This is a genomic window from Corynebacterium aquatimens (assembly GCF_030408395.1).
Classification (GTDB): Bacteria; Actinomycetota; Actinomycetes; order Mycobacteriales; family Mycobacteriaceae; genus Corynebacterium; species Corynebacterium aquatimens.
In genome coordinates, this window is sequence record NZ_CP046980.1 from 51,685 (window position 1) to 64,285 (window position 12,601).

Below are 12,601 nucleotides of genomic sequence, written 5' to 3' on the forward strand. Positions count from 1 at the left end.
GAAGTGCATCGCCCGGGGCCTAGCGAGCCCAACCACTGCGTGGCAACGCATGACATCGACCGGGATGCACCTGTTCAAGACGAATTACTGAATTGCTCAGCAGGTGAGCTGGGCAAGGAACGTGCGGGCCAAAACTCTTTAAAAAATCTATATCTATAAGACTGTTTCGTAGCAAAGGCCCGTTTGATAACTCACCTCGCCCGCGAGATAGACTAATTACCTGCGTATTTGTCCCGATACTGCCTTTTCTCTTGACAACTTATTGTCTAGATGATAAGGTAATGACTGTTCACACGTCTGCGAATCTCGTAGAGAACTCCAGGAAAGCTCCGAGCCAGCACGCACGAACCCCTCTTTAGATCCCCCGACGTCGTCGGAGGTTCCGCATGCCCGAAAACCTCATGCCGCCAGTCGGTGCGAGGGAAACTCGACCGCTAACGGCGCGCTGCCAAATGCGCATTGTTTGTAGGCAAGGGCATGCAGGAACACCCTGGCTGAAGGGATAATTGTCAACCCTAAAAGAATGGAGATAGAAAATGACTAACGATGAACTTTCGCACGCTGTGACTTTTGAAATCGATGCACACGGTACTCACTTCACTGCAAACATGGAGTTGCATCCTATGAGCACTAGCCTGACAGAGGAGGAAGCGAGCGCCGTCTTGGCCAGTGTCGCGGAACCCGTGGCGCAGGCCGTTGTTGAGTACGAGCCAGTTGCTGATACGCGCGCTGAAACCTTGGACGCTTACGTTGTCTTGGCAAACACCCTCCAGTCGCTTGACCTGGCGGCGAACTCTGAAGGCACGAGCGCGACCCAGGTGCTGAGCTACATGGAGACTGTGGTTGCCAACTTAGACATCCTCGAACAGTGGGACCCGCGCTTTTCCACTGCTAATGCCTTGGCGCACTGGGGCACCGAACGGGTAGGTAACTTCAATTTCGAGAACATCTCGCAGCTGTGCGAGGGAATCGAAACATGGTTGCCGCCTCGACTCGTGGAACCGATTGATGTTCCGCGATACATGGTTGTGGACGACACCCAGAGCGCTGAGGACTTCCAGGCAACACGCCAACCGGACCACGAGGCGGTTCGCGTGACCATGGTGAGTGCAGAGGACGCGAAGGACATCGAGTTCCAAGCAATTGGTCGCGCAGTCTTCCCTGTGCCTATGTACCCCGACGATGCCCTTCCGAATCGCGCGATTAGTCATCGTGACATTGCCGGCATGCTGCTTGAGGTGGAGTTCACCACCGACCGACGAGATTTCCCTCTTCTCAAGGTCGCGAACGATGCCGTGTACAAAGCTACCGCCCCCGAGTCTCCGTACTCTTCGGTGGAATTTTACGTCGCGGCCGCCTACGCGTACCAGTTAGCTCGAATCGCATACAGCGTTCGCTTCACGGAGGATGCGGTTTACCGGCGCAAGGTCCTTGATGAACTTGAGTCAGCTCTGGTGTCGCTTGTCCTGTGTACTGGCAGCTACAAAGCACCACGAGAGCTTGTGCGTCATGCCATCGAGCTCAATGAAAACCTGCGTATTGCCGATTCGATTCAAGTGAGCCGCTGCATTGTCAATTGGCTACCGGAGGACCTCACGGAACGCATTCCTGGGCCAAGCACGATGGGCAATGTCGATGAGCTTTGCGCAACGGTCGTGGCGGAGCTTAATGCACTGCCCGGGGACCGTCTCGTGGCCGTTTACGATTCGCAGGATGGCATGGAATTCGCTGCCACTGGGCTTCCGGACCGCGACAAACTCAGCCCTGTTCTCGTTCACCCGGAACAGTTTGACCCGAAGCTCATCTCCCCGAACCTCGTTAGCCCGGCTGAAATGTGGGAGCGCCTAACGGTCCGCGGAATGAGTCTGTTCAAGACCGATTTCTAGGGGCAAACCAAAGAGGGCTCACCTAACAGCTGAGCGCCAAAAGGTCGTCGACAAGCGAGAGTGCTCCCTCTGGTGAGTACTCCGCAGGTCGGTCGGCGTGCTCCGTGCGGTAGGAGTCAATTACATCGCGCCACCGCTGCGGAATGCCATCCTCACCGTAAACCGCGCCGAGGTAGGCCCCAGCAATCGCGGCGTTGGTGTCGGTGTCACCGCCCATTCCGATAATGGCTACAAGATCGTCTTCAAAATTGGAGCCATTCGCGGCGTAATAGCAGGTGAAGTTAAAGGCGTATCGGCACCACCCAAAATCTCCTAAATGGACGTGTTCTGGTGGTGTTTCGATGAAGTCCTGCACCTGCAGTTGAAGCTCATCAGCGGACCCTAAAAGAGCATCAACCGGGTTCTCGCCGCTTATAACCTTTGCAAGTGCCGCGGTGTAAACCGCGTTAACCATCACTGCGTAATCATTCGGGTGAGTCATCTCCGCGTCTACGCGGGCGCAGTCCGCGGCTACCTCGGGCTTACCGTGATAAGCAATCGCGAGTGGACTGATACGCATGAGCGCTCCGTTTGCGGCACTTTCGAAATTGCGGTGGTAGGGCGGCCACAACGCAGCTGAACAGGTCCCACCAATGTCGAAGGGGTCCGAATCTGCCCACCTACGGTATGACTCCAGAACATCCTCGGCGCTGTAACCGCGGTTGCGTACAAGACTCCGCGCCAACGTAAGCGCCATCTCTGAGTCATCCGTTGCTTGACCCGGCACCACACCGTGCGGCCCACCGCCGGTAAGTTCACGCACCCCGTTCGGATATAACTGCTCAATTTCCCACGGCTTTCTAAACTCCACCAGAGCACCGAGATTATCCCCGATAAGCTGGCCGTACATTGCCCCGCGGGCGCGAGCCTGCAAAATTCTACACATAACCTGCTCCTAAGAATTGTCGGTTTCCGGCTCGAGAACATGTAGCCGGAATTCAAATGATGGAACGCTACTTGCATAAGTAAAACTGGCGGGATCCCTTCAAAATGCAGCGAATTCCCAAAAATACGTTAAGACCAAATTCAAATGGCGGCGATAGCTGTGGGTGCTCTACCCCAGATTGACGGAGGCGACGCAGATTCCTTGGTTATATGGGAACTGTACTGCTGCTACTACAGGGAGATCTGCACAATGGCACTTTATTCCATAGAAAAGCTGGCCAATCAAGATAAGAGAGTTAACTCAGTGGTTCGGCGGATTGCGAGTTCTAATATGACCAAGAGCAAAATGACTGAGACTAACGACCTAGAATCCTGGATTGTCAAGAACCCATCAATCATTAATGAGGCTTTGCCAGCCTCCACTGAAATGATGGTGATCACTACTCAATTTAATTCTTGGTCCACGGTAGTTGAGGAAGCTTTCGAAGGTGCCGCAGATAGTTCCACTACTGCAACATCCAAGAAAACTCTCGACATTCTAGGTTTGACTAATAGTGGTGAGCTGGTGGTTGTCGAACTTAAACGGGCTTCTGATAAGGACATTCACCTCCAAGCCATCACCTACGCTGCGATGGCGTCTCGCTTCACTTACGGTCAGTTGGCAGCTGCACACGACGCTTGGTTGCGGTCACCGCTACGCAAAAGCTATTACACTGACGAAGAACTGAATGCTGAGGTTGACGGCATTACGGAATCACATGAAGGATCAACTGCAGTTAATCAAGACGTAAGTCACGACAATGATCGCAATTCGTCCAACGCATCACTTAACAAAATTGCGGCCTTTGTGGGCGGGATAGATTCTCCAGATGAGGAGTTTAGTGTTCCAAGGATCATCCTTGTAGCCGAAAGCTTCTCGGTCGAGACGATGACGACACTTATTTGGTTGAAGAAGATGTCTAAGAAGTTTGACTTCACGTGCATCGAATATGACGTTTACCAAGATGGCGACGATTTCTTTGCTCATTTCAACGTTGCTTGGCCGGTGAAGGGCGAAGCGGAACTGAGTTTGGCTCCCGATGTCGAGGAGCTCGAACTCAACAGAACTGAAGAGAAAGTGGCGCAAAGGAGATCTGAAAACATCGCCGGATACTTGGTCAAGAGACTTCCAGACGGTGGTTGGAAGATCCCAGAAGGCGAGCCTGTTCTACTTCCTTTGGAGAAACTGCAAAGCTCGTCGTTTACGGATGAGCATCGTGCAAGGTTGGCTGAGCTCTCTAAGCACATGCAGATAACATGGACGAACCAAGGTACGCCTCCGAGCAAGTCGCTCAAGGTGTCGAATTTAGGTGAGTTCGATGGTGAATACGCTTTGCAAGCTGTTTGGAACTTGATTATGAAAGAAATCGGTGCGGTTAAAGGGTTGCCTGGTCAAGAGCAACCGATTTTCCGCCAAGCCTCGAAGTACTTTGTGGTTGGGGAAAAGACACTCCACGAACATGCCGAAGATCTAAGAAAACAGCTGGGAGCACATGACCTCTAGAACGCAGCCGCGATTGTGAAGTAGTTCGCTAACCGGAAGCTAGTCGCTGGGACCTCGGGTGATACACCGCACCACCCCGCCATCAACGAACAACAGCTCTAGACGGCAGACGTCCATGTCGAGTAGGTGGGCGTAGACCTGGAGCTGGGTGAAGTACTCGTTGATGCGTTGGGTGGTGACTACGGAATCGGTTTTGTAGTCGGCGATGACCCAACGCCCGGTGGTCTCGTCTTGGTAAAGAAGGTCGATGACGCCCTCGAACGCGGTGTCGGCCAGCGTGCCGATGATCGGCACTTCGCTGTAGTGCGGTGCGGCGAAGGCAGCGTGGACGATCTCTGAGTTGAGGAAAGTCTCGACGATGCTGCTGGCCTCGTCAATGAGGTCCGGTTCGAGGCCGTTGATGCTGGCCACAGTTGTGACGACATTAAGGACTGTATCGGTTTCGGGGACGGTGTCGGTGTCGGAGCGGTCTCCTTGTTTCGCGAAGTAATCCATAACTTCATGGACAACGGTGCCGAAGGTCTGTCCGCGGGCCTCACGATCAGTCTTGAAGAAGCTCTCCGTCGTCTGTGTAAGCCATCCTTCGTCTGCTCCTAGTTGCCGTATGGCAGCGAGTTGGGCAGTTTCCTCCGCGTGGGCGAAGTAGGTGGCGGTAAGCAGACGCATCTCAGGGGGTTCGGCTTCTGCGTCCTTGGCGTTCTTGTTGTAGGTGGCACGGATCCTTTCAGCGTCGATCTGCGGCCGCGGGTGGGGGAGGGCGACTGCGTCAGCGGAGAACAGCTCGCGCGGATCGATCAGGTCTTTATCAGGGTTGAGCGAGTCGTAGAAGTACTTGCCCTGCGTCGACGCATAGGTTGTGGCCGGTTTTGTTGGGGTACCCCCGGTCAGCTTCGCCTCTAGCGGAATGATCAGCTGGTGCTTAGCGCGGGTCGCCGCTACATAGAGTTTGCGGACGTTCTCCCCCATGGTTGCGAGCTTCTCAAACGCTTTAAATTCGTCGAGTCCGTCGGTGCCTATACCTTTGAGACCGAACTCAACGACGCCGGTTTCCGGATGGAGTCCATGACTAATGGTCCGGTCTTTTTCACCCGTCAGACCACCAAGAATGACAACGGGAAACTCCCGGCCTTTGGATGCGTGAATGGTCATGATGCGCACTGCGTCGGTGCCGTCGTCAAGCACGGGAACCGAAACGCCCGTGAACCCCTCGGTCTGAGTCTCTGCCCAACGCAAGAAGGATGACAGGCCAGCGTTCGTAGCGTTCGTGAAGGCGTGGGCATCGTCGAGCACGCGTCTTATCGACGGGTTCTTTTCTACCGTTTCCGGTCGTGCAAGGTGGCCGAGAATGAACAACTCATCGATGACCATCTCCACGATCTGTGCGACGTTCATGGACGCCGCCCGCTTGCGTAGCTTTTTTAGGTGTTCCGCAGCGACGATGGCTGGGTGGTCCTCGGCGATTTCGCTGCCCATGCGGCGAGCACGGTGGCTCTCCACCAAGTCTTGGTCGCTCACCCCGAAGTACAGCCCGCGAAGAGCGACGACCTCTACAAACCCGTTGGCCGGGTCGGCAATGGCGCGCAGAACTGCGATGAGCTCTTCGACCTCCGGATCCTTATAGACTTTCTCGGCGCCTTCTGTGATCGCTGGAATACCGTGTTCGCGCAATGCTTTCTGGACCCCGAGGGCAGTCTCATTCTTTGCGACGAGGACGGCGATATCACTGAGTGCTACTTCGGCATTCTTAACCGCCGAAATGATGTCGGCGTGTTCGCAGAGCTCCGGCACCCCGGCGCCTGAATTCATCTCAGGGCGGCGCAGCATTGCAACGAAACCACTGTCAGAATTCGAGGCCTCCATCGGTGCGTAGGGCACCGTGAGAGGAGCCGTCGGGTCGTTCTCATCCGACTCGACCGACGCAAACATCTCGCCGAAAATAGCGTTTACAGACTCGACGACCTCCTGGTCCGAGCGGAAGTTTGCGGTGAGCTGAAGGAGCTCGCCACGTTTCTCAGCCTGCTGGCGCGCAGAGAGATAGGTATTGACGTTGGCACCGCGGAATCTGTAGATGGATTGCTTCGGATCTCCAACGGTGAACCGGTGGCCTGGCTTGCCAGCGGTAATAGCGTCCACGATGCGCAGCTGCACCCCGTCGGTGTCTTGGAACTCATCGACGGCCACCATCCGATAGTTTTCGGAGAGCTCTTGCCGGACATAGTCGATCTGGACCAGCTCATCGGCAAGGAAGATCATGTCGTGGTATTCCAACTTGCCCGTCCGGCGTCGGGCCTGGGCATTATCGCGCACGATCGTGGCTATAAGGCGTCGAAGCACGGAGATGGACCGCACGATCGGGGAGTTGATCTTGCGCTCGAACTCAGCCCCAATTTCCTTCATACGGTCCCTATAAGTCTTGGGGGCCACGCCCCAAATTGTTTTGTTGCCCGCATTGCCTTCGCGGAGCCCCAGCGCAGCAGGTACGTCGTAATTCGGTTTGTCTTCCGCGATGAGTCTGTCCAGCTCTTTGATGAGAGGATCGACCTTCACTTGGAATAACTTGTCTTCGACCACGTCGCCTGGAGCCAAGTCAACCCACTCCTGAATTTCTCTGCGAGCCGACTCGAGGTCAGCTCGGGTGAGAAATTGAATCGAGGGTAAGGGGGCAGCCACAGTGGCATCGAGCACGCCCCACAGGGGATCCATGAAGAGTACAAGCTTTTCGATGTCGGCTGTCTTGAGGCCCTGCTCAGTCAAGATGGCGATGGATTCCTTGATGTTCTCGAACGGTATCCCGAGGTTGAGCTCGGCAAGTGCGTCCTGCGCAGTCGGATCGTCGGACACGATGCGGTCCACTAAATCAATAACCGCATCGGCGCGGTTGACGGTTGCGAAACTGGTCTCAATCTCATCGACTGTCGTGATCTGCGGAGGGACACCGGCTTCAAGCGGGTACATGCGGATCAAACGCAGGCAGAAAGAATGGAGCGTCTCAATGGCCGCGCCCGGAAGGGCGGCGAGGGCCTGCTCAGCCCGTGTCTTCGCCTGGGGATGGTCGAAGGTGCGCACTTCGTCACCGAAGCGGCTGAACGTCCCATGCTCGGCAATCTCGGTGAAGGCCGCCCGCAAGCGGTTGGTCAGCTCCTCAGCGGCCTTAACTGTGAAAGTGATTGCGGCGATGGAGCTAAGCGGTACCCCTTCGTCGATAAGCAGCGTGAGAATGCGCTCCACCAGAAGAGCCGTTTTTCCAGAGCCAGCTCCGGCTTCTACGAAATAGGAGGTATTGGTGTCGTAAATGATCGCATCGCGCGATGTTTGGTCTGCTGGATTAGACATCTTTAGCTCTCCTCGTCGCGGGTCCACGCAGCCACTGCCCGTGAAATCGCGAGGTTCCGGTTTGGTCCGAAGGCGGTGGTGAATGCATCGGCGTAGTTCTTTTTTGCGTGAGTCGGAGGGAACTCGCCGCGGAGAATGCTCTCCCTGGTCGTGCGCAAGTAATCCTTGAGGGCATTGCGTGCAGCATCTCCAACCGTAATTTCGACGACGGAGTCGTCTGGGTCGGTAAACATCCAGTAGCGCGCCTTAACGGTCACCGGTTGAGAACCGTCGATTCCTTGCTCTACAAGTGCTCGGTGGAGTGTCGGAGCCGGGCTTTCCTCTGGGTCGTCGCCACGGGCAATGGCCTCGAGCACGCCGTGGACGACCTCCCCGTAGATCGCGAGCTGCAGGGCATATCCACCGGTGCCACTTTCGTAATCGAGGGGTTTCCCGATGAACCGCTGCGGGTCATCGAGGTCAAGATCCTTTGGTTTCTTTGTGGCACCAAGCTTGTCGACGTACGTTTTCCCCTTGCCCGACTTGTAGTCGGTGACCCTAACCTCGAAGGTATCGCCGGTTCTTTTGACATCGACTCTGTCGATCGAGCCTTTGACGTAGATGATCGATCCGTCGTCCAGCACGATGGGGAATGGCGGGGTCTCGTTGCCAGAGCGTCCTTGCCCGAATTCTGCCTCTGCACCCACGGCAACCCAGTCGCCCGTTGCGTCCTTCAACTCCTGTTTGAGCCAGTCAGTGGTAAACCTGGCAAAGTCTCTCCTAACAACGTCAGCAGTCAGCGGCGGAAGCTGCGCTAGCGTGGGGAGCACATGCTTATCGACGACCTCCGCCAGCGCTGGCTCGGCCTGCTCTTTGTCGAGTTTGGTAGGGGCATCGGGCCCGATACGGTAGCGGTTCGACCACTCCTCGAAGATCGCGTGGTACAAGGTGCCGCGGCCCGACGCATCGAGGTCAGCCGTTTGCCCTTTATCGTCGAGAAGCGCGCGCCCGAGAATACGGGTGATGAAGAACTTCTGGGGCGCAGCAGAGAATTCTTCGAGTGAGGACGAAGACACTGCCTGGTCGAGCCACTCCTTACCAGCAGGCGTGTCCACGTATCCGTTGAATTCGTTGTGGGTTCCCGCCTTACGGAACTGCCGTAGTCGCGTCGCGCCCGTTTCTTCAGTGCTCACGCTCTCGTCGAAGATCGCCATCGCAGCATCGGTGGGAGGCACCAGCTCTTCACTGCGGAACCGTATCCGTTCCCAGTCTTTTTTCGAGCTACCGACTAAAGGCACGAGCCAGCTCGAGGGTTCACCGGAGATTGCCCCACTTATCGACGACCGAGGGAATGACACCCGAACCTTGTGTGCTGCGTTCAGAGCTCCTTCCCATAAACGGCGGATGTGCGTGGTGAACCACTCAGAGTCGAGGTCAGACTGCTCAGGTTTGATGGCCGCGTCCGCAACAAATGTGCCGGGCAGATGAATGTCGTTGGCTCCGACGATGAACAGGTAATCGAGCTGGAGACCGACCATGGAGACCAGATCGCCTACCGCAACGCCGTCTCGCTTCGCGTCTGTTTGGCGGGCGGGAAGAGTGTCGCTGAGCATATCCACGACTACCTCTGGAGTGGGTGGTGGAAGCACGCCGTCGAGCTCCGCCAGTGTCTCGATGCTATTTCTTAGAACGCCTACCGCCAAGGCTCGTTCATCGTTCGTTCGTGCACCGCTGCCCTGGGCATCAGCGTCGTTGTCCTTGCTAGCGAACTGTTCTTTCACAACTGACTTGATAAGCGTATCCAACGCCGCAGCAGTGTCTTTCCAAGTTTCACTTTCCCGTACGCGGTGAAGGCCGTCCGCGAGGGAGAAAACCCACTTCTGGATCCGTTTGTCTTCGTTGCTCAGAACCTCGGCATCGAGTTTGCGCCAATCCGAAAGATCGTGCAGCGTGGCAGTGCCACCTCGGCTGAGCCTGTCAAAGTTGTAGAGCGACGGGGCCCCGTCGAGAAGCACGATGCCCAAGAGATCGGAAAGGGCACGCCGCGGAAGAACATTGGGGTCGAGACTGAGTGCGTAGAGGACAGATTGGATGTAAGGATCCTCATTCCACCCCACAGGCGCTGAAGCGTCATTAGGAATTCCAGCGGAATCAAGAATTTTCTTAAGGGCAGGGAGGTACGTGGAATCGCAGGCCGCGATAGCAATGCGCGCATTGGGTGATTCTTTAAGAATGCCCCGGACGGAAGAGACAACATCCGACAATTCTTCATTGGAGTCAATGTAGGAACGCACCGATACCCGTCCTGGCGCAGTGTCGACAGCTGCGTCAATGTGCGTGGCGTCAACGGCGCTGAGCATTATTTCATCTTGCGGGTCCCGCGCGACGTTGCCCACCGCAATCACCGCGGCGTTGGCGAAGTGTTTGGCTGCGTGCTGGCGACAGTGCGCGACGGTGAAATGATCGTCGGCAGTCCGCTGCTCTACCAAGTCTGCAATGACGGCTGACTCAGCCGCTAACCCCCGAAGACCATCGATGTTTCTTCGTTCAGGTGGGATGGTGAGGAGTCGGGCCACTATGTCGGTAAGAGCGCGCCGCGTAGCGCTTTCAGTGTGGACACCGCTGCGTGAAAACTCAGTTTCCACGTTGGCAAGGATGCTCGACACCTCGCGGAGAATCCGCCCACGAGTAAGAACCGTCCTTGGCGCGAGTGTTCGCGCTGCAGTCCGCAAAAACCCGTCGATGGTCATCACAGCGACATCCCTAAAGCTGCCTTGATGAGCCAACGCCACGATAGTGTCCGCGCGGGCTTTCGGGCCGCACACAACAACCACGGGCTTGTAGGGATCAGAAGCTCGCAGATCACGGATAGTCTCTGCTAACAACCGGCCAAGTGGTTGTGAGGGTGCGTTACTTGCCATGTTAATACTTTTAGCAGGAAATAATGGCGGCTGCGCTGTTTCCGCTGTCTTGGCAAGGAAGGTGCTGCGTCTAGTGGGTGATTGTTGTCTGTTGGTAGAGCGTGAGTGCTGGGGAGCCGTCGATAAGCGTGTAGGTGCTGCTCATGATGGCTTCGAAGGTGTCTTCACCGCGCTGGGACGTGGCGTGGTAAACCAGCGTGGCGGTCTCAATGCTGACGGGGATGAGCTGTGCGTCGGTGATGGAGTAGCTGTCCCACGGCGGGGCGTCGTTGAGGCTGGCGGCGATGGTGGCGCGGTCGAGGATCATGCCGTTGACCAGGATCATGACGGCGTCTTCGGTCATGAGTTCGCCGTAGAACGTGCCGCCGGTGCCATTGGTCAGGGAGTCCCAGCCGCGGTGTTCTAAGGCGAGGAGCGTATCGAAGTCGAGCATGGGTCCGACTGTACTCGCCGCGCGATTCTATGAGTCCAGCAAAAGTTCACGGTCACCGAAGGCAAGCAGCCCACCCGCCGTTAGTCGATCACTGTCGAGCCGTTAATATTCGCCGCGTCAAAACCCCAGGTCGCGTTCACAGGAATCGGCCCGAAACGCCGACGGCTCGACACTGGTCCGTTTTCATCGAATTTCACGCCAAGAACGCCGCCAAACCGCTAGTTTTGTAAGGAAAATAACAGATACTATCGGCGGGAGTTTCAATGTGGTTCGAACGGAAACGACAAGTAGTAGCAGTGTTAAGCGCACTCGCGCTGACCAGCGGGTTCGGCGCCCCAGTCGCGGCAGCCCAGAGCTCGGGCCCGTCGCCGTTTGGGTCGGCGGCGGATCTCACACACCAGTCATCGGTGAAGACGGGCGAGTCCATGCGCCCGGTCGCGCAGCGGACCAAGCCTATATATAGGAGTGATTTGCCGGAGGTTGGGCCGTCGTCACGCGTGGGCGAAGTTCTGGCGAAGGTTCCGCTTGACCCGCGCGCGGGCCTTGATAACGCGGGTGAGCAGGTGCGTTTCGCATACACGACTGTCGATCAGCACGGTCAGCCCGCGGTGAGCACGGGCGCGATGTACATGCCCAAGGGCCAAAAGCCCGCGGGTGGGTGGCCGGTGATCGCGTGGGCGCACGGCACCGTCGGGCTTGGCGACGAATGCGCGCCGTCCATCAACCCGCAGGTGGGAAATGACGCGCGGTACCTGAACAAGTGGCTGGATGAAGGCTACGCGATCGTGGCCACGGACTACGTGGGTCTGGATTCGCCGGGGCTGCACAGCTACCTCAACGGCAAGGTGTCGGCGGCGAACGTTGTGGACTCGGTCGCCGCGGCGCATGAGATGTTCGGCGGTGAACTGTCGAAGAAGTGGGCGGTGGTCGGCCAGTCGCAGGGCGGGGGAGTGGCGCTGCACGTCGCGCGCCGGGCCACGCCGCTCAGCGAGAAACTCGGCCTGGATTACCGCGGGGCGGTGGCTACTGGCGCGCCCGCGTACATCGAGGAGATCGTGATCGCCGCGGGCCCGACCTTTCCGCCGATGCCTCTACCAGGCGGTTTGTCGGTGTTTGGCCTCTACATCCTTGCCGCGGTGCAGGAAGCCCACCCAGAGATCGACATGGACGCCGCGCTTAGCGACGAAGGGCGATTCATGCTCGCCGAAGCCAAAAAGAGCTGTTTCCACGAGGTCCGCGACGGGGTCCAAGGTGTGAACCTGGCCCGCGCGTTTACTAAACCGCTGCGCTCAGTGCCGGGGCTGGATAAAGCCATCCGTGAGTTCATGGCCACACCCACCAGCGGATACGACAAGCCGGTGTTTGTCGGCCACGGGCTCAAAGACATGGATGTGCCCAGCCCCATCGGGATGCTGCTGAACACGGAGATGTGGTTTAACCAGTTCTTCGGAATGCCGCGCAACACGCGCGTGGATGTGAAGTGGTACCTGTCTGACCACGGCACGACACCTAACGTGGCGTTTCCGGATTCCTCGGCATTCCTGGCTGAAATCTTCCGAGACTAGGCAGGCCGCGCTGCTGA

The 12,601-nt window shown here is 57.1% G+C and carries 7 protein-coding genes; 3 read left to right on the plus strand and 4 right to left on the minus strand.

Going from position 1 to position 12,601, the window contains the following annotated elements:
• Positions 1 to 623 precede the first annotated feature (623 nt).
• Positions 624 to 1,886 carry a hypothetical protein gene (locus CAQUA_RS00170; RefSeq protein WP_196825034.1) on the plus strand — a complete coding sequence of 421 codons (1,263 nt, stop codon included), beginning with the start codon at positions 624 to 626 and terminating at the stop codon, positions 1,884 to 1,886.
• A 22-nt stretch (positions 1,887 to 1,908) separates the two neighbouring features.
• Here the strand turns inward: CAQUA_RS00170 and CAQUA_RS00175 are convergent, their stop codons facing one another.
• Positions 1,909 to 2,811 (minus strand): ADP-ribosylglycohydrolase family protein, encoded by a 903-nt coding sequence (locus CAQUA_RS00175; protein ID WP_196825033.1) that lies wholly within the window; start codon positions 2,809 to 2,811, stop codon positions 1,909 to 1,911.
• Positions 2,812 to 3,060: 249 nt separating this feature from the next.
• Between CAQUA_RS00175 and CAQUA_RS00180 the strand changes: the two genes are divergently transcribed.
• Entirely contained in the window at positions 3,061 to 4,353 is a 1,293-nt protein-coding gene (locus tag CAQUA_RS00180) for a hypothetical protein (RefSeq protein WP_196825032.1), read from the plus strand.
• Positions 4,354 to 4,392: 39 nt separating this feature from the next.
• Here CAQUA_RS00180 and CAQUA_RS00185 read toward each other — a convergent pair whose 3' ends face one another.
• The 3 genes from CAQUA_RS00185 to CAQUA_RS00195 all read right to left on the minus strand — a co-directional run bounded on the left by CAQUA_RS00185 (position 4,393) and on the right by CAQUA_RS00195 (position 11,019).
• Positions 4,393 to 7,686 carry a UvrD-helicase domain-containing protein gene (locus CAQUA_RS00185; RefSeq protein WP_196825031.1) on the minus strand — a complete coding sequence of 1,098 codons (3,294 nt, stop codon included), beginning with the start codon at positions 7,684 to 7,686 and terminating at the stop codon, positions 4,393 to 4,395.
• Between the two features lie 2 nt (positions 7,687 to 7,688).
• Complete coding sequence (locus tag CAQUA_RS00190) at positions 7,689 to 10,586, minus strand: PD-(D/E)XK nuclease family protein (protein ID WP_196825030.1); 2,898 nt, start codon at positions 10,584 to 10,586, stop codon at positions 7,689 to 7,691.
• 70 nt (positions 10,587 to 10,656) lie between these two features.
• The gene (locus CAQUA_RS00195; protein WP_196825029.1) at positions 10,657 to 11,019 is read right to left on the minus strand and encodes a nuclear transport factor 2 family protein; all 363 of its coding nucleotides are present in this window, start codon (positions 11,017 to 11,019) and stop codon (positions 10,657 to 10,659) included.
• Positions 11,020 to 11,315: 296 nt separating this feature from the next.
• On the opposite strand from CAQUA_RS00195, the gene CAQUA_RS00200 reads away from it, so the two are divergent.
• Positions 11,316 to 12,584 carry a lipase family protein gene (locus tag CAQUA_RS00200; RefSeq protein WP_290178434.1) on the plus strand — a complete coding sequence of 423 codons (1,269 nt, stop codon included), beginning with the start codon at positions 11,316 to 11,318 and terminating at the stop codon, positions 12,582 to 12,584.
• The last annotated feature ends 17 nt before the right edge of the window (positions 12,585 to 12,601 follow it).

Coding starts and splice junctions, on each gene's coding strand:
- CAQUA_RS00180 (WP_196825032.1), top strand. CDS start 3,061: ATGGCACTTTATTCCATAGAAAAGCTGGCCAATCAAGATAAGAGAGTT.
- CAQUA_RS00190 (WP_196825030.1), bottom strand. CDS start 10,586: ATGGCAAGTAACGCACCCTCACAACCACTTGGCCGGTTGTTAGCAGAG.
- CAQUA_RS00195 (WP_196825029.1), bottom strand. CDS start 11,019: ATGCTCGACTTCGATACGCTCCTCGCCTTAGAACACCGCGGCTGGGAC.
- CAQUA_RS00170 (WP_196825034.1), top strand. CDS start 624: ATGAGCACTAGCCTGACAGAGGAGGAAGCGAGCGCCGTCTTGGCCAGT.
- CAQUA_RS00185 (WP_196825031.1), bottom strand. CDS start 7,686: ATGTCTAATCCAGCAGACCAAACATCGCGCGATGCGATCATTTACGAC.
- CAQUA_RS00175 (WP_196825033.1), bottom strand. CDS start 2,811: ATGTGTAGAATTTTGCAGGCTCGCGCCCGCGGGGCAATGTACGGCCAG.